Source organism: Rheinheimera sp. F8 (genome assembly GCF_001518915.1).
Genome location: NZ_CP013656.1, coordinates 1,527,198 through 1,548,793, shown reverse-complemented (window position 1 = coordinate 1,548,793; position 21,596 = coordinate 1,527,198). Strand labels below are relative to the sequence as shown.

Below are 21,596 nucleotides of genomic sequence, written 5' to 3'. Positions count from 1 at the left end.
TTTGATCAGCTTGGACTCTGTGATGAACATTACCGGTTGGCCGCTATTTTTACTGATCGCGCTGACAATATCGGCGTCGCCGGTGCTGGCACAGGCAAAAAAGGACGACAAACCGGTGTTTGTCACAGTAGATAAAAATAACGTTCCGGTATTTTCCGACAATCCGGTCCCGGGCGCCTCGCAGTTGCAACTGAAAGAAGGCAACCGGATGCCCGCCGTCACCCCCACCGAAATCAGTCAGCGTAGTATTGATCACACGCCACAGTTCGAAGTATTCATCACCAAGCCGGAACCTGAAGGCACTGTGCGTGAAAATAACGGCACTATCTACGTATCCGGCCAGGTAAAGCCGTTGTTTGCCCAGGGCCTGCGGGTGCGGCTCTATCTGGATGGCCAGGCGGTCGCCGGCCCCAGCAGTAATGCCAATTTCATCCTGCATAACATTGACCGGGGCGAACATCAGCTGATGCTGGAGTTAAGCGACCAAAACGGCAAGGTTATTGCTACCAGTTCCGTAACGACGTTTTTTCTGCACCGAGCATCATCAATTACCCCAAAATAGTGCAACACGGCACAGCTTAGCCGCTAGACTAAGCGCCATGAGCACCATTTTGGTGCAATAAGGGATTTGCCGTGACACACGCACATATCGCTCTTGAATTACCAGGGATTAATCTGGCCGAACAACTGACCACCGCCGTGCTGGTGCTGGATGCGCAGTTACAGGTGTCCTGTTTTAATACCGCCTGTTGCGCTTTGCTGGGTATTGGTGAAAAACGCCTGCAACAGCAATATTTTCCCGGACTGTTTCAATACAGCGATCTCAGTGCAGCCCAACTGGTCAGTACTTTAAATACCAAACAGGGTTTTGGCATCAGTGACGTGCATTGCGTGATGCCGGATGGCCGCCATCTATTACTGGATATGACAGCGACCTGGTTGGAGACCGAACAACCCAGTCTGGTGATGGAATTACGTCAGGTCGATCAGCAACGCAAGATCAGCATGGAAAGTCTGCAGCAACATCAGCATCTGGCGGCGCGCGAACTGATCCGTGGCCTGGCCCATGAGATTAAAAACCCACTTGGCGGTTTACGCGGTGCGGCGCAATTGCTCGAAGAGTCACTGAATGAAGAGCAAAAAGAATATACCCAGTTGATCATTGCCCAGGCCGACCGGCTGCGGAATCTGGTCGATCGGTTGCTTGGTCCCTACAAGCCGCCGCATAAAGTCGTGTCTAATCTGCATGAAATTATTGAACGCGTCAGCCAACTGGCGCAGATGGACAATCCGCATGCCGTGCAATTTATCCGCGATTATGACCCGAGCATTCCGGACTTCTCACTCGATCCGGAACTGCTGGAGCAGGCCCTGCTGAATATTGTCCGCAATGCCCAGCAGGTGCTGACTCAAGGTGGTCAGATTGTGATGCAAAGCCGGATTTTACATCAGCACACTATTCATGGCCGCCGGCATAAGCTGGTCGCCGTGATCCGCGTCATCGATAACGGCCCCGGTATTCCACCGGCGATTAAAGATACGTTGTTTTATCCAATGGTCAGCGGCAAACCCGGCGGCACCGGTCTTGGTTTGTCGATTTCACAAACGCTGATCCATCAGCATGGCGGCTGGATTGATTGTGACAGCTGGCCCGGCCGCACCGAATTTACCCTGTATTTACCGATAAGCGCAGAAGGAGCTTAACCCATGACGCAGAATGTCTGGATCATTGACGACGACAATTCCATCCGTTGGGTATTGGAAAAAGCCCTGTCACGCGCGGGTATTGTCTGCGAGAGTTACGCCTCAGCAGATCTGATGCTGCAACGGCTGGAATTTGATCAACCTGCGGTCGTGGTGTCCGATATCCGCATGCCTGGCACCGATGGCATGCAGTTATTAAGCAAACTGCAGGAACTGGCGCCGGAATTGCCGGTGATTATTATGACAGCGCACTCCGACCTCGACAGCGCCGTCAACGCGTTTAAACGTGGCGCTTTTGAGTACCTGCCCAAACCATTTGATGTCAATGAAGCTGTGGCCCTGATCAGTCGTGCACTGGAACATGCCCACGCGAAAAAACCCCGCGCCAGCACCAGCGCACCATCGCATGTACCCGAAATCATCGGTGAAGCACCAGCGATGCAGGAGGTGTTTCGTGCCATTGGCCGCTTGTCCCGCTCCAGTATCAGTGTGCTGATCAATGGTCAGAGTGGTACCGGTAAAGAACTGGTGGCGCACGCACTGCACAAGCACAGCCCCAGAGCCGAATCACCGTTTATAGCGCTGAATATGGCGGCTATTCCAAAAGATCTGATTGAATCGGAATTATTTGGCCACGAAAAAGGCGCTTTTACCGGCGCCGCCACTTTGCGCAAAGGCCGGTTCGAACAGGCCGACGGCGGCACTTTGTTTCTTGATGAAATCGGCGATATGCCACTCGACGTGCAAACGCGCCTGTTGCGAGTGCTGGCCGATGGGCAGTTTTATCGCGTTGGCGGTCATCAGGAAGTCAGTGTCGACGTACGGATTATTGCCGCCACTCACCAAAACCTGGAGCAACTGGTCGCCGAAGGCAAGTTCCGCGAAGACTTATTCCACCGCCTCAATGTGATCCGGATCCATATTCCGTCGCTGCGCGACCGCAAACAGGATATTCCAAAGCTGACCCGGCATTTTCTGGCACAAGCCGCACGCGAAATGAATGTCGAAGCCAAAGATCTGGCGCTGGAAACCGAAAAATTTCTGGCTCAGCTGGATTGGCCGGGCAATGTACGACAACTGGAAAACACCTGCCGCTGGCTGACCGTGATGGCGTCCGGCAAACAAATCCTGTTATCTGATTTACCGCCGGAACTGACCAGTGCGCCAAAACCGGTGACTATCAGCAGCGATGGCCAACACAGCTGGCAGGATTTACTGGCGCTGTGGGTCACACAAAAACTGGCCACCGGCGCCGAAGATATTCTGGCTGAAGCAGGCCCGGAGTTTGAGCGGATTGTCCTGAAGCAAGCTTTACAGTTTACTCATGGCCATAAACAAGATGCAGCCAAACGCCTCGGCTGGGGCCGCAATACACTGACACGCAAGCTGAAAGAACTGGATATGGAATAGCCATACGGCTGCGCCTGCAAAAGCTAAAAAACCGGGCTCAGGCCCGGTTTTGTCTACTCACAGCGCTGACAGTTCAGGCGCGCCGGCACCTGAACTGCGACATAACTTCTCGCTTAGTCGTCTTTACCTGTACGCTCGGCCATCCGTTCCCGCATTTTCACCATCCGTTCGTCCAGCTTGGTTTTTTGCTCGTCGGTTAATACAGCACGGATCTGATGTTGCAGTTTCAGCCGTGTCAGCTGATGCTCCAGCATGCTGGCTTGTTGTTTCTCCAGTAGCAACCGGGCCGCCGCTTCATCAAATTGCGGCGCTTTGATCAACGCCTGCAGGGCATCGTGCTGCTGCTGCCGTGCTGCCAAATCAGCTTTGTCGGCTTTACTGGCTGCCATCAGGACGCGGATTTGCTCCCGTTGCGCGTCGGTCAGGTCCAGGCCTTTTAACATCCGCACCGCCGGGTCACCACCATGCGGACCGTGGCCGGCAACTGCAGGCTGAGACAGCAGCAGCGCGGCGCTGAATAAAGCAGGGATTAATAATATTTTCAATGTGTTCATTTTTGTCTCTCCAGTAGGTTCGGGCATTACAAACAGCGGTCTGTTTTGTATGATGCAAGCATAAGCGACTGGCTGCAAAGCAACGCAAAGCCGCCGTAAAGGTTTGGTAAAGACACTTGTCCGGGCATGTCTGCTGCTTACACTGAGCGCACCACCCACAGTGATGACCCTATAGCAGTAGCTAAGAAGGTTTCCGATGCAACACCCGAATATCCTGCTGATTGATGATGATGAGGAGTTAAGTCAGCTGGTCACCGACTATCTGACGCTGGACGGTTTTAGTCTCGACCATGCCGCAGATGGTATCAAAGGCCTGCAGAAGGCGCAGACCGGCGCTTATCAGCTGATCTTGCTGGATGTGATGCTGCCTGGCCTCGATGGCCTGTCTTTATTGCGCCAGCTGCGCCAGACCAGTTATTGCCCGGTGCTGATGCTGACCGCCCGCGGCGACGACATTGACCGCATTCTGGGTTTGGAACTTGGCGCCGACGATTATTTGGCCAAACCGTTTAACCCGCGTGAACTCAGTGCCCGGGTGCGGGCTATCCTGCGCCGGGTCGAACTGGCGCAGCAACCGCAACAGCATCAGGCCCCATTGTTAGAACTGAATCAGGTCACGCTGAACCGGCAAAATCGTCAGGTGCACTGCCAGGGCTTGGCCATTGTCCTGACCGCGACGGAGTTTCAGTTGCTGGAGTATCTGATGAACCATGCAGGTCGTGTGGTCAGCAAAGAAGAGCTCAGCAAAGAGGTGATGGGCCGGGTGCTGCAACAATATGACCGCAGTCTGGATATGCATGTCAGCAATATCCGCAAGAAACTGGCGCAGGGCAGCGACCATGAAAAAATCCAGACGCTGCGCGGCAGCGGCTATTTGTTTCTGGAGTCCTGATGCAACTGAACTGGGTCAATCCATGGCGTTTTCTGGCATTTCGGCTCTTCAGCTGGTTCTGGCTGGTGCTGCTGCTGACGATTGCTGCCGCCTGGGTGCTGGCCAAAGCTTTTCTCGATGACACGGTGATCCGCCGCCTGCCGCCTGGTGTGCATGAACATGCCGAACGCATGTTGCACAGTCTGCAACGTTTTGACAGTGTTGAAGATTTATTGCAGCGACTGAACCGGCGCGAGAATAATCGCTGGTTACTGGTCGACCCGGTCAGCCAGCGGATCCTGAACGCGCACATTCTGCCACGCGGTTTTGACCAAAGCTGGCTGACCGAATTATCACAGTTTGAAAAACCACGTTTGTTTTTGCATCGCCATATCAGCCTGGCCGGGCCGTTTTTTGTGCGTTTGAATGGCCAGCCGCTGGTGTTATATCAACAACAACCCCGCCCTGACCGGCCCGGCATGTTGGGCCTCGCGCAGTTACCGGAATTGACCATCCCGCTGCTGTTTTTACTGGTGTCAGCCCTTGCCAGTATTGGCCTGGCCCTGACGATCACCCGACCGCTGCGCCAGTTGCAGCAGCAAAGTTTGCAATTCGCCAGCGGTGACTTAACCAGCCGGGTGCAACAAGCCGCCGCCCGCAATGACGAGATCGGTGAGTTAGCGCGTGGCTTTAATACCATGGCCAGTCAAATCGGCGCTTTATTGCAAAATCAGCAGCGCCTGCTGCGCGATATTTCGCATGAGTTGCGCTCACCGCTGACCCGTGCGCAGCTGGCCATCGCGCTGGAGCAACGACAAGGCGGTGGCAGTCAGCTGCCACGCTTATCACAAGAGCTGGATAAAATTGACAGTATGCTCGATGAGTTACTGACATTCAGTAGGCTCGATGCCGGCCAGTATCAACTGCAATTGCAGGACCTTGATTTGACCGAACTGCTGGAAGAAATTATCCAGGTCAATCAACTGGAAGCCAGTCAGAAACAACAACAAATACAGCTAAACGCACCACCGCAGTGCTGGTTACAGGCCGACAGCCGGCTGCTGGCACGTGCTGTGGAGAATGTGCTGCGTAATGCGATTAAATACAGCCCGGCCGGCTCGATAATCACAGTGCGGCTGCAGGCAGATGCCGGGCAACTGCAGCTCTGTGTATCTGATCAGGGTCCCGGCATCCCGGATAGCGCTTTGCAGGCGATATTTGAGCCGTTTTACCGCGTATCTGATGCGCGCACAGCTGGCGCGGGAGGTACCGGGCTGGGTCTGGCGATCGCCGCGCAGGCGATGAAACAGCATCAGGGCCAGATCACGGCTCAAAATATTTATCAGGCTGATCAGGTTGGTGGTTTGCAAATTTGTCTGCAAATGCCGGCACAGCAGGAGCTGAATCTTTGAAGTATTTTCCGCCGCTACAGGCGCAGCTGCAGGCTGACGCACTGAATGACTCCAGCGTTCGCCTGCAACTGCAACAATGCTGGCAACAATTTGTTAAAACCGAGCTTTACGGCCGCGACGGTACTCGTTTTTGTCTGTACAGCCGTACCAGTTTACCAGGCTGGCGCAAACCGCATGCGGCCCTGCTGATCGTGCCGGGGCGGATCGAAGCTGCACATAAATATGCCGAGCTGGCGCAGGATGCACTTTGCAGCGGTTATCAGGTGTTTGTGATCGAGCATCGCGGCCAAGGCCTGGCACAGCGGCCTGAACCGGATCCACAACTGGGCGATGTGACAGATTTTCGCCGCTACAGTGATGACCTGATGCAGGCCATCAGCCTGATCCGCAGTCAAACCGACTTACCGCTACTGGCGTTGGCGCATTCGATGGGCAGCGCCATCCTGTATCGCTATTTGCAAATGACGGCTCTGCCGCTGCTGGATGCCGCCATTTTCTGTGCGCCAATGTTTGGTATTGCCACCGGGCCGCTGCCACGGGTGACGCGCGCCTTAGCTGCTCTGATGCAGCGACTGAACCAGCGCTGCAGTCAGGCTGGCTGGTATGTACCAGGCCAGGGGCGCTATCAAAATCTGCCTTTTGCCGATAATGCCCTGACACAGAGTGAGGAGCGTTATCAGTGGTTTCGGGATTTATATCAGCAGTATCCGGCGTATCAGCTTGGTGGGGTCAGCTGGCGCTGGCTGCATCATGCGCTGCAAGCGTGTCGGCAGATCCAGCAGGGCCTGGTGCCGACAGTGCCAATGCTGATCCTGCAGGCGGGGGCCGATACAGTGGTGGACAATCAGGCGCAAAACAAGCTGGCCGCGCGTTGCGCCATCGAGCTGCATCGCATCGACGGTGCCCGGCATGAATTACTGGCAGGCACCGATACGCAGCGACAGCAGGTGTTTAGTCTGATTAATCAGTGGTTGCAGCGTGTGGCAACGGGTCCGGGTGAATAATCACTTCCGCATCGCGGTAAAACGCCGCGATTTGCTGCTCGGCCAGGTCGGTCACCTGATGTGCTTTTTGTAAACTCCAGTCCTGCGGTAATAACAGCCGCAGCTGAATAAAAATACGCGGCCCGGCACGGCGGGTGCGCAACTGCTCAACGCCGAGCACTCCGGGCATTTGCAGCAGATGCTGCAAAATTTGCTGCCGTTCGGTTTCCGGCAATTCCTCATCCAGCAGATGCACCATGCTTTCGCGCAGTAACTGCGCAGCATTAAACAACAAATATACAGCGATCAGAATGGCGATGGCTGCGTCCGCCCACAGCAGACTGTTTTGCACTAAATACAAAGCTAATAACACTGAGGCATTCATCAGCAGGTCACTACGATAATGTGCCTGATCGGCCGCTACGGCCAGAGAACCGGTTTTTTTGATGATCCAGCGTTGCAGTAATACCAGCGTCAGGGTCAGGCCACTGCACAGCAACATGGCCCAGATGCCATTATTGATGGCGCCAATTGGCGCCGGCAGATAAATCCGGTTTACCCCTTGATACAACAGGACAAATGCCGCGCCGGCCAGAAAAGCTGCCTGACATAACGCCATCACCGCTTCAGCTTTGCCATGACCAAACCGGTGGTCGTCATCCGCCGGTTTTAATGCATAGCGTAACGCGACAAAGTTCAGCAAGGACACAGCGACGTCCATCATCGCATCCATCAACGACGCCAATATTGACGCAGCATTGGTGTCGATAGCGGCAAATAACTTGATAACGACAATAATTAGCGCAATGCCAATCGTCAGTTTGCCCGAGCGGCGTACCCACAGATTGTATTCATGGCTGGTCATTGCAGGTCCTTGTCAGTGTGCAGAGTTACAACGCGCCGGCAAACTGCTGCTGGCGCCACGCTTCATAACAGACGATCGCCACAGAGTTGGCTAAATTCAGACTGCGCGCATCAGGCATCATTGGGATCCGCAGGCGCTGTTCAGCCGGTATGGCATTGCGGATCTCATCCGGTAACCCGGATGTCTCAGAGCCGAATAACAACAAATCACCAGCCCGATATTGCAATTCAGTGTGAGGCCGGCTGCCCTTGGTGGTCAGCGCCAGTACCCGCGCCGGCTTCACCGCATCTAACATCGCCTGATAATTGGCGTGGCGGCTGACATTGGCCAAATCATGATAATCCAGCCCGGCACGACGCAGCTTTTTTTCTTCAAAATCAAACCCTAATGGTTCAATCAAATGCAAAAAACAGCCGGTATTGGCGGCCAGCCGGATGATATTGCCGCAATTTGGTGCGATTTTGGGTTCAAATAAAGCGATATGAAACACAACAACTCCTGCGCCATAGCAAAGCCCAAGTATACCGTAGTCCGGCAGCGCAGCGTGACAACGACGCGCAGACTGGCGCCAATTTTTCCCGCTGTTAGTGGCGATTTTTTAGACAGACACTTATAGTTGAACGGTATTGCTGCGCAAGGAATGCCAAAATGACTATACCACTATGGATCCAATACCTGCTGGCCATCGTCAGCGGTTTTCTGCTTTGTCTGATGCTGATCCAGATACAACGCACCCGCCGCACCCCATTACAAAACTCGCCGTTGTTGCAATTTTTACAACAACAACCCCATGCTTATTGGCTCACGGATCAACAGGCGACACCGCTGTGGCACAATCACGCCACCCGCCATCCTGCAGCCAACAGCAGGCTGGACCAACAACTGTTTTTTTCCGCCGCAGGATTGGATCCTGGCCTGCCGGATATCCTGGCGATGCTGCAGATCAGCCCGCACTGGCAAGGTCAGGTCTGGATTGGCAGCACAGAGCGGCAAGCCTATCAGTTGAATGTGCGGGTACTCAGTGGCTATCGCCAGCGCTTTTTACTCTGGCATTGGCTGCCGCTGCAAGCGACGCTGGATAACACACAGGCGCAGATCTGCGCGTATTCAGATACGGTGACCGGACTGCCTGCTGCAGCGCTGTGGCGCTACTGGCTGCAGTCGCAGCTGCAGCGCCATCAGGCTAAATATCATAGTTTTGCCGTCTTGCTGCTGGAGCTGAATGACTATCCCGCCATAGTGCGGAACTTTGGCCAGACCGCTGCAGATGGTCTGTTGCAGCAACTGGTCAACAATGTTCAGGCGGAGATCCCAACCGGCGCTTTTATGGCCCGGTTAGCTCCGCATCAGCTGGCATTGCTGCTCAGCCTGGACGGTCATGGCGAGCAGGCTGAACAGCAGGCGATCCAGCTCGGCCGGGAAATACTGCAGTTTTGTCAGGGCCCATTTTTTATTCCACAGGCTGAACTGCGGCTGGATTGCCGCGCTGGCATCGCGATTTTCCCTGAAGCCGGCCACGATGCTGACGAACTGCAGGCCCACGCGTCACACGCGCTGCATATTGCGGCAACGGTGCCGGAGCATCTGCATCTATGGCAGATGCAGGGACAGAATCCGGTGCCGGGTCTGCAACTGCAATATGAATTGCAGCAAGCATTAACCCAATATCAATGTGAGATCTGGTCGCAACCCGTGATTGAACTGGAGACCGGCATCGCCATGGCATTCCGGCTGGAACTGTATTGGCGTTCTCCACAACGGGGCTTATTAAGTTATACCGAATTAAAGCCTCTGGCAGAGAAAACCGGTCAGTTGATGGCGCTGGAACGCTGGGCTTTTTGTCAGATTTGTCAGTTGCTCGAATTGTGGCAACGTCTGGGCCCGCTGCCACCGCTACAGGTCGAATTGTCTGCGACGAACTTTCGTCACAGTGGACTGCTGAATTTTTTGCAAAGCCAGCTGGAGGACCATCAACTACAGGCCAATAAGTTTGTGCTGTGCTTGCGGGAAGACGGTTGGTTACAGGATCCGGCAGGTTTCAGCAAACAGGCAGAGGAACTGAAAACGGCCGGATTTGGCTTGATGATCGTTGAGGTCGGCAATGGCTTAAGTTCGCTGCAATTATTGCAGCAACCATTCTGGCAGGCGGCAGAACTTTCAGCGGCAATGATCAAGCAACTGGAAGAATCGGAGGCACAACGGAATGCTTGCGCCAGTCTGATCAGGCTGCTGATCCATCAGGGATTACAAGTCAGTGCCCAAGGCACCGACAAAGAAATGCAAGCGTATTTACTGCATGTGATGGGCTGTTATGGCTGTCGTGGTGAGCTCTTCAGTGCCATGCGGCTGGTCGATGGACGACAACAGCCCTATGGCGGACAACAACAGTGGCGCATGGCCGGCTAAACGTTGTCGCTACGTTATTCGTCGCGTTTTTCGCGGCCCAGCAGGTCAAGCGCCGCGGCACGGGCATCTTTGCCCTGATACAGCACCTGATAGATTTGTTCGGTGATCGGCATTTCCACACCAACCCGGGTCGCCAGATTGTAAACTTCGCGGGCGTTACGATAGCCTTCAACCACTTGTCCGATCTGGGTGATGGCGTCTTCAACGCCAACGCCTTGCCCCAGCAGCAAGCCAAAACGGCGGTTACGGGACTGGTTGTCGGTACAGGTCAGGACTAAATCACCTAAACCGGCCATGCCCATAAAAGTTTCTTTTTTCGCCCCTAAAGCACAACCTAAACGGCACATTTCGGTCAGGCCACGGGTAATTAATGCCGTGCGGGCGTTCGCGCCAAAACCAATGCCATCTGCCATGCCGGCACCAATCGCAATGACGTTTTTCACCGCGCCGCCAAGCTGCACGCCGATAAAATCAGGGTTGGTATAAACACGGAAGGTTTTGCCGCAGTGCAGCAAATCCGACAGCACGGTAATAAATTCGGCGTCGGTCGATGACAAAGAGATAGCAGTAGGCAGGCCTTTTGCCAGTTCTTTGGCAAAAGTCGGACCGGATAATACGGCCAGCGAAACATCGTCACCGAGAATATCGCGTGCTACATCCTGTAATAACCGGCCGCTGTCCGGCTCCAGGCCTTTCGTAGCCCAGGCCACACGGGCGTGTGGTAATAAAAACGGTTTAATTTGCCGCAAGGTATCGGCAAAAGCATGACTGGGCACTACCACCAGCACATTCTGGCTGGCTTTGACAGCGCCTTCCAGATCAGCGGTCACTTCCAGCTGCTCTGGTAACACAATCTCCGGCAAATAACGATGATTGATCCGATCCCGCGTCATCGCCGCGATATCGTCAGCATTGCGGCCCCATAACAAGGTGTGATGCCCGTTACGCGCCAGACAAATTGCCAGCGCCGTGCCATAAGAGCCGGCGCCCAATACCGTAATTGCCGAAGTCATGTTCATGCGGCGGCTGCTTAGTTTGGCAGCTGCGCCTGAGCTTCAGCCTGACGTTGTTGCACATATTGGGCAAACAGCGCGTCAAAGTTGACCGGAGCCAGGTTCAGTTGTGGGAAAGTGCCACGGTTCACCAGATTTGCCACAGTTTCACGGGCATATGGGAACAGAATATTCGGGCAGAAAGAGGCCAGCATGTGGGCCATTTGCGCGTCCTGCAGTTCAGGCACAGCAAATATACCGGCTTGTTGCACTTCACACAGGAAAGCCGTTTCACCGCCTACTGTCGTGGTAACAGTCAGCGACAGGATGACTTCAAACATGTTGTCTTCCAGTTTCTCGCTGCGCGTGTCCAGGTCCAGCTTTACTTCTGGTTGCCATTCTTTGCGGAAAATTGCCGGTGCATTTGGTGATTCGAACGAAATGTCTTTGACATAAATACGCTGGATTGCAAATGGGACTTGCTGCTCATCCGCAGCTGGGTTCAGTTGTTCGTCGGCCATGATGGTTCCCTGAAAATACGGTTAATGTTGCAGCAGTGTGTCTAACCGACCCTGTGCGTCAAGCGCATGCAGGTCGTCACAGCCACCGATATGTTGGTCATTGATGAAGATTTGCGGCACTGTGCTGCGTCCGCCCGATCTTGCAATCATTTCGGGTCTGAGCTCAGGTTGTGCGTCGATTTTGATTTCGTTAAACACAACACCTTTGTGGCTGAGCAGAGCCTTTGCGCGCACACAATACGGACAATATTCTTTAGTGTAAATAGTGACGCTGGGACTGCTCATGGACCTGCTCCGGTTATTTTTTTACCACAGGCAAACTGGCTTCCGCCCATTTACCCATACCACCGCTCAGTACGGATACGCGACTGAAACCGGCGGCTGACAGTTGTTTGGCTGCACCTTGTGCGGACATGCCTGCCTGACAGACCACTATAATGGGTGCGTCTTTGGCCTTTTCAAGGCTGCTGATTTGGCTGGAAAGCTGCGCCAGAGGAATATTGCGGGCGCCGGTGATGTGGCCACGTTTAAAATCATCAATGCTGCGGATGTCCAGCACCAGCGCATCTTCACGGTTGACCTGCAAAGTCAGCTCAGTCGGGCTGACAAATTTGATTTTGGAAAACAATGACTGCACATAACTGACGATAATCGCCAGCAGCAGACCTACCCAGATCACCACGACAATCGGGTGATTTCCGGCAAATTCGACGTATTGTTGCATAACATTCCGTTCAGTTGGTCAAAGCTCAGGCGCCGGAGTATAACGGGTTTCAATGGCAAAAACAGCCCTTCGCCCCCAGCCAGAATACGCATGTGGTAAAGGCTGCGGCTGATTGCGCAGTTTCTGCACAGCATTGATTGGAGTCACCGCTGAATTTCGGTAAGATGCACAGTGAATCGGGAAAAAGAAAAATGTTGATCAAGCAACGAGAAAGCGGAGCATGTTATGGCGAAGTCTGGCAAACCCCTGGTACTTTTGATTCTGGATGGATGGGGCTATCGCGAAGACCCGGCTGATAATGCCATCGCGCAGGCCAATACCCCGGTAATGGACCGGTTGTGGCGGGATTGTCCGCACAGCCTGATTTCAGGTTCTGGTCTTGACGTCGGTCTGCCTGATGGTCAGATGGGCAATTCTGAAGTGGGCCATGTTAACCTTGGTTCAGGTCGGGTGGTATATCAGGAACTGACCCGCATCACCAAAGCCATCAGCGATGGCGATTTTTTCGAAAACCCGGTGTTAACCGGCGCTGTGCAAACCGCAGTACAAGCCGGTAAAGCCGTGCATTTAATGGGTTTGTTATCGCCAGGTGGTGTGCACAGCCATGAAGACCATCTGATTGCGATGATTGAACTGGCGGCTCGTCAGGGCGCTGACAAAATTTATCTGCATGCCTTTCTCGATGGCCGCGACACGCCGCCACGCAGCGCAGAAGCATCATTATTACGCGTGCAGCAGCGTTGTGCTGAACTGGGCAAAGGCCAGATCGCCAGTGTGGTTGGCCGTTATTTCGCGATGGACCGTGACAAACGCTGGGATCGCGTCGAGCAAGCCTATGATTTAATTGTAGATGGCGTTGCGGCCTACACGGCGACAGACGCAGTGTCTGCACTGCAGGACGCTTATGCGCGCGGTGAAAATGACGAATTTGTCAAAGCGACTGCGATTGTCGGCGACGATGGTGAGCCGGTGCAGTTACAGGATGGCGATGCACTGATTTTTATGAATTTCCGTGCCGATCGCGCCCGTCAGTTCAGCCGCACTTTCACAGAACCTGCTTTTGCTGATTTTGCCCGCAAACGTGTCGTGCAACTGGGCGCTTTTGTCCAGCTGACTGAATATTCCGCTGATATCAAAGCGCCGGTCGCCTATCCGCCGGAAAGTCTGAACAATGTGCTTGGCGAATGGCTGGCAAAACATCAGAAAACCCAGCTGCGTATTTCCGAAACGGAAAAATATGCCCATGTCACTTTCTTTTTCAGTGGCGGCCGTGAAGACGTATTCCCAGGCGAAGAACGCATTTTAGTGCCATCACCCAATGTCGCGACTTATGACCTGCAGCCAGAAATGAACTCCACGCTGCTGACCGACAAACTGGTGGATGCCATTCACTCTGGCAAATTTGACGTGATTATCTGCAATTATCCGAATGGCGATATGGTTGGTCACACCGGTATTCTGTCTGCAGCCATTAAAGCGGTAGAAGCCGTGGACCACTGTATTGGCCGCGTGGTTGCCGCGCTGGAAACAGTCGGTGGTGAATGTATCATCACCGCGGATCATGGCAATGCCGAGCAGATGGTCGACCATGAGTCCGGTCAGGCCCATACCGCCCACACCTCAGATCCGGTACCACTGATTTATGTCGGCCGGCCAGCAGACGTGGTTAACGGCGGTATTCTCAGTGACATTGCGCCCACCATGCTGACATTGCTTGGCATGCCGGTGCCGGCAGAAATGACCGGTAAAGTACTGTTCCACGTCCGGTGATGCGACCAAATCGCCAGCGGGCGCGGCCGGTACCAATAAGCTTTAGTTTGTTACTGAGCCTGTTGCTGAGTCTGTCAGCACAGGCTCAGCAATCTGACACGGCTAAAGCGCGGCAGGAACTCAAATCGGTGCAGCAGGATATCAGCCGCACCGAACAACAGCGCCGGCGGCAGCAGCAACAACTGCAAGACACAGAACAGCAGCTAAAACAGGCAGATTTACGTTTAGCCGAAGCGGCCGCAGCAGTGGCTGTACAACAGCAGCAGCTGCAGGCTCTGGATGAAAAAATGGCCGAACTGGCCACCCGGCAACAACAGCTGGAGCAACAACGGCAAACTCAGCAGCAACTGCTTGCCGCTCAGGTCAAAGCCGCTTACCAGGTTGGCGGACACGATTACACCCAGCTGCTGCTGAATCAGCAGGACGCGTTAAAGCTGGAACGCCTGCTGACGTATTACCAGTACTTCAATAACGCCCGGATCCAACAACTCCAGGCGCTGAAACAAACAGTCAGTGAGCTGCAACAGCTGACCACAGTGCAGCAACAAACCCGGCACGAACAAAGTTTGCGGCTGGACGAGCTGACTTCACAGCAACAGGATTTAGTCACAGCGAAAAATCAGCAACAACAAAGTGTGCTGAAACTCAGACAGCTGCTGGATGAGCAAAAACAACAGCTGGCGTACCTGAAGAGCAATGAAAAAAGTCTGCAAAGCACTATCACCAAGTTAAAGGCTGAAGCGGCTAATCGCAGACTGACTTATAAAGGCAAGAAACAAGGCCAGTTACCGTGGCCGGTGCAAGGTGCGTTAGTGCAGAAGTTTGGTGCAGCACAAGGCGGGCAGACCACGGCCAGCGGGATTTTAATCCAGGCCAGCAATGGCCAGCCAGTGCGCGCAGTTGCAGATGGCCAGGTGATTTATGCCGATTGGTTACGCGGTTATGGTTGGGTGATTGTGCTGGACCACGGCAACGGCCTGATGAGTTTATATGGCCACAATCAAAGTTTGCTGAAATCTCCGGGCGATGTGGTGCGCAGTGGTGACCATGTGGCGCTGGTCGGCCAGAGTGGTGGCCGGGATCGCAGTGGGCTTTATTTCGAAATCAGGCAAAAAGGTGCGGCGGTTGACCCGTTGCGCTGGTTGCGAAATCCATAACAACAGGCATAATGCCGGCCTGAAATTCAGCCGGCGCTTTGCCAACATCAGTGAATCAATCCAGCGTGCGTATTCTCCAGTCGTTATGTGTTCTCAGTTGTTTCTGGTTGTCGGTACAGGCGCAGTCGCTACCGCCGCAAGTGGCCATTATTATTGATGATATCGGTTACCAGAAAGTCGATCCGGACATTATCCGGCTGCCCTATCCACTGACCGTCGCTGTGATGCCATTTACACCGAATGGCCATGAAATGACGGCATTGGCCAGCCAGCATGGCAAAGAAATCATGTTACACATGCCGATGGAAGCCGTGGCACAGAACCATCTGCTCGGCAAAGGTGCGCTGCGTCGCCCGATGAGCAAGCAGCAGGTGCAGCAAGCACTGCACAAAGCCCTCGACAGCGTGCCACAGGCCATTGGCATTAATAACCACATGGGCAGCCTCTACACGTCATTACCGGAACAGATGGATTGGGTGATCGAGGTGGTTGCCGAGCGTCAGTTGTACTTTATTGATAGCAAAACCACCGGCAAAAGCGTGGTAAGCGCCATCACGCAAAAGCATGGGGTGAAAAGCCGCAGCCGGGACGTGTTTCTTGATAATGACAAATCTTACAAAGCACTGGACCGCCAGTTTAATCAACTGATCCAGCTGGCAAAACAACATGGTCATGCCATCGCCATCGGCCACCCTTATCCGGAAACTTACCGTTATCTGAAGAAAAATTTACCGCGGTTGGCACAACAAGGCATTAAAGTGGTGCCGGCATCTGCGTTACTGGATTTACCGGCTGCGCCGGCACAGTTGATTGCCAGCACTACTAAACACCCGACCCACCAGCCGGCAATAGCGAAACCAACGGCGATAATACCGCCGACAGACACAACCATTATGCCTGCAGCGCCCCCAACGCTGGATGCAGAACCAACGCCAACATTGGTGATTGACGTCGTCGAGCCAGTACCGGAACTGATCCCGTGGCATCCGCCTTATCTGCCGCAACTGCCTGGTTTTGACACGCCTGCGGCGTTACCGGTGGCTGAACCCGTGTGGCGGCGCTTTTATCCGCAACCGGCGGAACAGCCAGCCCCGGTATTGCCGCTGCCGTTATTGCTACGCTAAACAGTCATTCCATGGACATCGCCGAAAATTGCTCCTGCATTTTCGGCATACCGTCCTTCCATGGACATAAAAAAATGCCAGAGCAAGCTCTGGCATTTTTTGTGGACAAGAAAAACTCAGGCAACCATCGCCGCGTGTAATTTTTTCATCGCATTTTTTTCCAGCTGGCGTACGCGCTCAGCCGACACCTGATAACGATCTGCCAGTTCCTGCAGCGTCAGCTTTTCATTATCCAGCCAACGGGCACGGATAATATCCTGACTACGTTCATCCAGCGTGCGCACTGCGGCCTGTAAGCGTTCCAGGGCAGCACCTTCACTTTGATCTTCTTCAAAGTTGTTCGCCAGATCAGAGTTTTTATCGTCGAGGAAAAACACCGGCGCACTGAAGTTGTTGTCATCATCGTCGTCCTGCGCATCAAATGCCAGGTCGTGGTTGCTCATGCGCGCTTCCATTTCCCGCACTTCATATTCAGGCACACCTAAAGATGCAGCGACGTTTTTCACTTCATCGTGGCTGAACCAACCCAGGTTTTTCTTGGATTTACGCAGATTAAAAAACAGTTTGCGTTGTGCTTTGGTGGTCGCGACTTTGACGATACGCCAGTTTTTCAGCACAAATTCATGAATTTCGGCTTTGATCCAATGTACAGCAAAAGACACCAACCGCACGCCAACAGACGGGTCAAAGCGTTTCACCGCTTTCATCAGGCCGATATTGCCTTCCTGCACCAAATCGCCAATCGGCAGACCGTAACCTGAATAGCTGCGGGCGATATGCACAACGAACCGTAAGTGGGACATAATCAGCTGGCGGGCGGCATCAAGATCGCCGTGCTGCTGCAGACGTTCAGCCAGAGCGCGTTCCTCTTCAGCCGACAGCATCGAAATAGTGCTGACAGCGTGAGTATAAGCTTCGAGGCTACCGCTACCGGCGACTGACAATGTCATCAATTGATTCGCTTTGGTCATGAACAAACTCCTGTGGAGATCTGAAAGTGGACTCATGTTAGCACTCTTTGACAGAGAGTGCTAATAGCAGTTCCCGCGTTTTTAAGAACCGAATTGTATTAAAATGTGAATTTGAGAATATAACTTCATAAGACAAACGCCGATTTTCCGATATGCTCAAAGTATCTCATCAGCTGTCTGGTCCACTTTAAAACATCGGACGTTGGCTACCGCCAGACCTGAATTCCGCTATGCTTACGGCCGGTTGCGGCCTTTGGTTCAGGAGTTGTCGATGTATTGTTACCTGGCGCGCCAGCCGATCTTAGATCAGCATAAAAATCTGTTTGGGTATGAATTATTGTTCCGCGACGGCGTGCAAAACAGCTTTCCCAATATCAATGCCGACGAAGCCACATCAAAATTAATCACAGAACATCACTTGCTGATGGGCGTGGAGAAAATCACCGGCGGCCATCAGGCCTTTATCAATTTCTCTGCCGACACCTTAATCCACCATTTCCCGACATCGATCAACCCTAAAAGCATGGTCATTGAAGTGCTGGAAACGGTGCCTATCAGTATGGAGTTACTGACGGCTTGCCGCGAGCTGCACCGGATGGGCTATAAGCTGGCACTGGATGATCACGACTTTGATCCGAAATGGGATATTTTCCTGCCTTATATCAGCTTTATCAAAGTCGACGTGCGCCAGTTTAATATTCTGCAGATCAGTAAATATGTGTCGCGGGTGAAACATCACCCGGTGATCTTACTGGCGGAAAAAGTCGAAACGCAGGCTGAATACGAAAAACTGCTGCAGCTTGGCTTTACCTTATTTCAGGGTTATTTCTTTGCCCGGCCAGAGATGCTGAAACACAAAAAAATCGCCAGTAGCAAACTGAATCTGCTGTTACTGATCGCTGAGTCCAGCGCCATCCGCCTTGATTTTGAAAAGCTGACCGCGATTGTCGAACGCGATCTGGGCTTGTCGTATAAGTTGCTGCGTTTTGTTAACAGCGCCAGTTTTGCCCGGGAACAAGCCATCGGCTCACTGAAGCACGCCATGGTGTACATGGGTGAAGGGGAACTGAAGAAATTTATCGCGCTGTTAGCACTGGCCAATCTGAAAGAAGATGGCCCGGATGAACTGTTACATATGTCGATCGTGCGGGCGCGGTTTTGCGACCAGCTGGCAGCCATCATGGGTGACGCCGACAATCCGCCGGCCGCTTTTTTAACCGGATTGTTTTCGCTGGTGGATGCATTACTGGAGCAACCGCTGCAGTTGCTGCTCGACGACTTACCGATCCTGCCGGAGATTAAAGCTGCGTTGCTGGAACATCAGGGCCGGCTGGGGTTGTATCTGTTGCTGACCAAGGCTTATGAAAATGGCGAGTGGGAACAGCAGCAACAACTGACGCTGCAACTGTTTGGCAAGGCCCGTGATTTGAGCATGACTTATCTGGACGCGGTCAGCTGGGCACACGGCCTGATGCAGGAAGCGACGGCTGGCTGACCCGTCGACCTAACAGGGCTCGATGGCTTTAATATGACTGCGGACTGCCAGATAGGAACCGACCAGGCCGAGGCCAATGGCAATCAGCATCAGAATGCCAAACTCCTGCAGCGTCAGTACATTTAAACTGAATCCGCTTTGATACAGCTGAGTGACGTTGGCAATAGCGCCACGTAACCAGAACAACATCAGTTCTATTACCAAAAACGCCAGAAAACCACCAAATACCCCTAACCAGATACCGGTGTACAAAAACGGTCGCTGAATAAAACTGTCGGTGGCTCCGACCAGTTTCATCACTTCAATTTCGGCTTTTTTATCCATGATCAGCAGACGGATAGTATTACCAATCACCAATAAGGCACCGCACAGTAACAGCGCCGCAATGGTATAGACCACTTGCTGCACCAGCGACATGATGGCCGCGAGCCGCTCCAGCCAGCTGATGTCCAGCTTGGCCAGCTCAACAAAACGTTCTTTTTGCAGTTTATTCAACAAAGCTTCGGCTGCGGCCGGCTTACTCTGGCTGGGTGTCACCAGCAACACGTCCGGCAGCGGGTTCTGATCCAAAAAAGTGATCGCTTCGCCAAAACCGGAGCCCTGTTTAAATTCAGCCATCGCCGCAGTTTTATCGATCAACCGCACTTTGCCGACGTCGCGGTCGCCCTGCAGCAGCGTGACTAAAGTCGCAATATCGGTTTCGGTGACATCATTTTTCAGGAACAGACTGATCTCAAACGACTGGTCGTAATTGCTGCTGACTTGCTGCAGATTTTTTACCAGCACATGCAAAGTCGCCGGTAACGTCATGCTGACGCCGAGTACCGCGATAGTCACCATAGTCCAGACCGGACTGCGCCACAATTCACCGAGGCTCGATACCGCCTGACGCAGATGGGTCACGATCCCCATCACAAATTTCTGCAGTAAACCGGGCGCGCTGTCACTGGCGCCGCTGGCGCGGCCGTTAAACAGGATACTCATTCGGCCTCCTCGTTGTGCATCAGGCCATCATTAATCATTTTGCCGGATTTCAGCGTCATCGTGCGATACCGCATCCGGGCGATCAGGCTTAAGTCGTGGCTGGCAACCAGAACTGAGACGCCGGCCTGATTAAAGGCTTCAAAAACCCGCATAATATCTTTGGACAGATCCGGATCTAGGTTACCGGTCGGTTCATCCGCCAGCAATAATGGCGGTTTATTCACCACAGCCCGCGCGATGCCAACCCGTTGTGCTTCACCGCCGGATAAAGTCGCCGGCAAACAACGCGCTTTGTCGAGCAGCCCCACCTGGTCGAGCGCCGCATGCACCCGACGCGCCATATCGCGACCGGTAAACCCTTCAATCACCAGCGGCAGTGCCACATTATCAAACACCGTGTGATTCATCAGCAGCCGGTGATCCTGGAAAATCATGCCGATATCGCGCCGTACATAAGGAATTTGGCTAGGTTTGATGCCTGACAGGTCGATGCCATTGATGACTACCCGCCCCGTCGATGGCCGTTCGATCAGGCTGATAAGCTTGAGCATGGTACTTTTGCCGGCACCGGAGTGACCGGTTAAAAAAGCCATTTCGCCTTTTTGCAGTTCAAAACTGACCCGATCCAAAGCGACAAAACCACCCGGATAGCTTTTGCTCACCTGCTCAAATCGAAGCATGCTCAGAATTCCCTGTTAAACAGTGCGCGGATAAAGTCTCTGCTCTGGAACACCCGTAAATCGTCAATGCCTTCGCCAACGCCGATATAACGGATTGGCAAACTGAACTGGTCGGCAATCGCGAAGATCACGCCACCTTTGGCTGTGCCATCGAGTTTGGTCAGGGTGATGCCGGTCAGCTGCACCGCTTCGTGGAACAATTTGGCCTGACTGAGGGCATTTTGACCGGTGCCGGCATCCAGCGTCAACATCACTTCATGTGGTGCGGCGCCGTCGATTTTTTTCATCACCCGGACAATTTTTTTCAGCTCTTCCATCAGATGCGCTTTGTTCTGCAGACGACCCGCTGTGTCTGCGATTAACACGTCGACTTTGCGCGCTTTGGCTGCCTGATAGGCATCAAAAATCACCGATGCACTATCGGCGCCGCTATGCTGGGCAATCACCGGGATCTCGTTGCGTTCGCCCCAGACCTGCAACTGTTCAACTGCAGCAGCCCGGAAGGTATCGCCCGCAGCCAGCATCACAGATTTACCCTGTTGCTTAAATTGCTGCGCCAGTTTACCGATGGTGGTGGTTTTGCCAACGCCATTGACGCCAACCATCAGAATGACGTAAGGCCCGCTGCTGCTGTCGATTTGCAGGGGTTGTTCCACTTTATCCAGTAACAACGCCATCTCGTCCTGTAATTTTTCGTACAGCACTTCGGCGTCTTTCAGCTGACGGCGATTGGCATCCGCGACCAGCTGTTTAATTAGTTTTTGCGTAGTCTCAACGCCGACGTCGGCCAGTAACAGCTGGGTTTCCAGCTCTTCGTACAGCTCGTCGTCGATTTTTTTACCGAGAAATAAGCTGGCAAGACCAGCACCCAGATTCTGGCTGGTTTTGGCCAGGCCTTGTTTCAGCCGGGCAAAAAAACCTGGTTTTTTCGGCTGGTCGGTATTGGCTGGCGCGACGGCTGCTGCAGCAATAA

The 21,596-nt window shown here is 53.5% G+C and carries 22 protein-coding genes; 11 read left to right on the top strand and 11 right to left on the bottom strand.

What is annotated here, in order from left to right:
- The first annotated feature begins 22 nt into the window (after nt 1-22).
- The 3 genes from ATY27_RS07065 to glnG all read left to right on the top strand — a co-directional run bounded on the left by ATY27_RS07065 (nt 23) and on the right by glnG (nt 3,114).
- Nucleotides 23-562 carry a DUF4124 domain-containing protein gene (locus ATY27_RS07065; RefSeq protein ID WP_244151359.1) on the top strand — a complete coding sequence of 180 codons (540 nt, stop codon included), beginning with the start codon at nt 23-25 and terminating at the stop codon, nt 560-562.
- Nucleotides 563-633: 71 nt separating this feature from the next.
- The gene (glnL, locus tag ATY27_RS07060) at nt 634-1,704 is read left to right on the top strand and encodes a nitrogen regulation protein NR(II) (RefSeq protein WP_244151360.1); all 1,071 of its coding nucleotides are present in this window, start codon (nt 634-636) and stop codon (nt 1,702-1,704) included.
- A gap of 3 nt (nt 1,705-1,707) precedes the next feature.
- Nucleotides 1,708-3,114, top strand: a complete 1,407-nt coding sequence (glnG, locus tag ATY27_RS07055; protein ID WP_208931994.1) for a nitrogen regulation protein NR(I) — start codon at nt 1,708-1,710, stop codon at nt 3,112-3,114.
- 113 nt (nt 3,115-3,227) lie between these two features.
- Here the strand turns inward: glnG and ATY27_RS07050 are convergent, their stop codons facing one another.
- Entirely contained in the window at nt 3,228-3,668 is a 441-nt protein-coding gene (locus ATY27_RS07050; RefSeq protein WP_208931995.1) for a Spy/CpxP family protein refolding chaperone, read from the bottom strand.
- A gap of 196 nt (nt 3,669-3,864) precedes the next feature.
- Between ATY27_RS07050 and ATY27_RS07045 the strand changes: the two genes are divergently transcribed.
- From ATY27_RS07045 to ATY27_RS07035, 3 genes are read left to right on the top strand one after another with little or no spacing between them, the layout of a single operon-like run.
- Nucleotides 3,865-4,560, top strand: a complete 696-nt coding sequence (locus tag ATY27_RS07045; protein ID WP_208931996.1) for a response regulator transcription factor — start codon at nt 3,865-3,867, stop codon at nt 4,558-4,560.
- On the top strand, nt 4,560-5,951 hold the full coding sequence (locus ATY27_RS07040; protein WP_208931997.1) for an ATP-binding protein: 1,392 nt from the start codon (nt 4,560-4,562) through the stop codon (nt 5,949-5,951). Before ATY27_RS07045 ends, ATY27_RS07040 begins: the two co-directional genes overlap by 1 nt.
- Nucleotides 5,948-6,955 (top strand): alpha/beta fold hydrolase, encoded by a 1,008-nt coding sequence (locus tag ATY27_RS07035; RefSeq protein WP_208931998.1) that lies wholly within the window; start codon nt 5,948-5,950, stop codon nt 6,953-6,955. The genes ATY27_RS07040 and ATY27_RS07035 overlap by 4 nt, the downstream gene beginning before the upstream one ends.
- Here the strand turns inward: ATY27_RS07035 and ATY27_RS07030 are convergent.
- Nucleotides 6,912-7,799, bottom strand: a complete 888-nt coding sequence (locus ATY27_RS07030) for a cation diffusion facilitator family transporter (RefSeq protein ID WP_208931999.1) — start codon at nt 7,797-7,799, stop codon at nt 6,912-6,914. The two genes, ATY27_RS07035 and ATY27_RS07030, sit on opposite strands and share 44 nt — an antisense overlap.
- A 25-nt stretch (nt 7,800-7,824) precedes the next feature.
- Nucleotides 7,825-8,289 carry a tRNA (cytidine(34)-2'-O)-methyltransferase gene (locus tag ATY27_RS07025; protein ID WP_208932000.1) on the bottom strand — a complete coding sequence of 155 codons (465 nt, stop codon included), beginning with the start codon at nt 8,287-8,289 and terminating at the stop codon, nt 7,825-7,827.
- 158 nt (nt 8,290-8,447) lie between these two features.
- On the opposite strand from ATY27_RS07025, the gene ATY27_RS07020 reads away from it, so the two are divergent.
- On the top strand, nt 8,448-10,205 hold the full coding sequence (locus ATY27_RS07020) for an EAL domain-containing protein (RefSeq protein ID WP_208932001.1): 1,758 nt from the start codon (nt 8,448-8,450) through the stop codon (nt 10,203-10,205).
- Between the two features lie 14 nt (nt 10,206-10,219).
- On the opposite strand, the gene gpsA is transcribed toward ATY27_RS07020, so the two are convergent.
- From gpsA to ATY27_RS07000, 4 genes are read right to left on the bottom strand one after another with little or no spacing between them, the layout of a single operon-like run.
- On the bottom strand, nt 10,220-11,218 hold the full coding sequence (gene gpsA / locus ATY27_RS07015) for an NAD(P)H-dependent glycerol-3-phosphate dehydrogenase (protein WP_208933450.1): 999 nt from the start codon (nt 11,216-11,218) through the stop codon (nt 10,220-10,222).
- Between the two features lie 17 nt (nt 11,219-11,235).
- On the bottom strand, nt 11,236-11,718 hold the full coding sequence (secB, locus tag ATY27_RS07010) for a protein-export chaperone SecB (protein ID WP_208932002.1): 483 nt from the start codon (nt 11,716-11,718) through the stop codon (nt 11,236-11,238).
- Between the two features lie 21 nt (nt 11,719-11,739).
- Nucleotides 11,740-12,003, bottom strand: a complete 264-nt coding sequence (grxC, locus tag ATY27_RS07005; protein ID WP_208932003.1) for a glutaredoxin 3 — start codon at nt 12,001-12,003, stop codon at nt 11,740-11,742.
- 13 nt (nt 12,004-12,016) lie between these two features.
- Nucleotides 12,017-12,442, bottom strand: coding sequence for a rhodanese-like domain-containing protein (locus tag ATY27_RS07000; RefSeq protein WP_208932004.1), 426 nt, complete (start codon nt 12,440-12,442; stop codon nt 12,017-12,019).
- Nucleotides 12,443-12,667: 225 nt separating this feature from the next.
- Here ATY27_RS07000 and gpmM point away from each other — a divergent pair, with 225 nt between their 5' ends.
- The 3 genes from gpmM to ATY27_RS06985 all read left to right on the top strand — a co-directional run bounded on the left by gpmM (nt 12,668) and on the right by ATY27_RS06985 (nt 16,493).
- Nucleotides 12,668-14,212 (top strand): 2,3-bisphosphoglycerate-independent phosphoglycerate mutase, encoded by a 1,545-nt coding sequence (gene gpmM, locus ATY27_RS06995; RefSeq protein WP_208932005.1) that lies wholly within the window; start codon nt 12,668-12,670, stop codon nt 14,210-14,212.
- Entirely contained in the window at nt 14,212-15,369 is a 1,158-nt protein-coding gene (locus ATY27_RS06990; RefSeq protein ID WP_208932006.1) for a peptidoglycan DD-metalloendopeptidase family protein, read from the top strand. The genes gpmM and ATY27_RS06990 overlap by 1 nt, the downstream gene beginning before the upstream one ends.
- 65 nt (nt 15,370-15,434) lie before the next feature.
- The gene (locus ATY27_RS06985; RefSeq protein ID WP_208932007.1) at nt 15,435-16,493 is read left to right on the top strand and encodes a divergent polysaccharide deacetylase family protein; all 1,059 of its coding nucleotides are present in this window, start codon (nt 15,435-15,437) and stop codon (nt 16,491-16,493) included.
- Between the two features lie 116 nt (nt 16,494-16,609).
- On the opposite strand, the gene rpoH is transcribed toward ATY27_RS06985, so the two are convergent.
- Nucleotides 16,610-17,464, bottom strand: coding sequence for an RNA polymerase sigma factor RpoH (rpoH, locus tag ATY27_RS06980; protein WP_208932008.1), 855 nt, complete (start codon nt 17,462-17,464; stop codon nt 16,610-16,612).
- Between the two features lie 271 nt (nt 17,465-17,735).
- On the opposite strand from rpoH, the gene ATY27_RS06975 reads away from it, so the two are divergent.
- On the top strand, nt 17,736-18,959 hold the full coding sequence (locus ATY27_RS06975) for an HDOD domain-containing protein (protein WP_208932009.1): 1,224 nt from the start codon (nt 17,736-17,738) through the stop codon (nt 18,957-18,959).
- A 9-nt stretch (nt 18,960-18,968) separates the two neighbouring features.
- Here the strand turns inward: ATY27_RS06975 and ftsX are convergent, their stop codons facing one another.
- The 3 genes from ftsX to ftsY are packed head-to-tail and all read right to left on the bottom strand — an operon-like array spanning nt 18,969 to nt 21,594.
- The gene (gene ftsX, locus ATY27_RS06970; protein ID WP_208932010.1) at nt 18,969-19,943 is read right to left on the bottom strand and encodes a permease-like cell division protein FtsX; all 975 of its coding nucleotides are present in this window, start codon (nt 19,941-19,943) and stop codon (nt 18,969-18,971) included.
- A complete protein-coding gene (ftsE, locus tag ATY27_RS06965) occupies nt 19,940-20,623 on the bottom strand; it encodes a cell division ATP-binding protein FtsE (protein WP_208932011.1) in 684 nt (227 codons plus the stop codon). Before ftsE ends, ftsX begins: the two co-directional genes overlap by 4 nt.
- A 2-nt stretch (nt 20,624-20,625) precedes the next feature.
- Nucleotides 20,626-21,594 carry a signal recognition particle-docking protein FtsY gene (ftsY, locus tag ATY27_RS06960; RefSeq protein ID WP_244151411.1) on the bottom strand — a complete coding sequence of 323 codons (969 nt, stop codon included), beginning with the start codon at nt 21,592-21,594 and terminating at the stop codon, nt 20,626-20,628.
- Between the last annotated feature and the right edge of the window lie 2 nt (nt 21,595-21,596).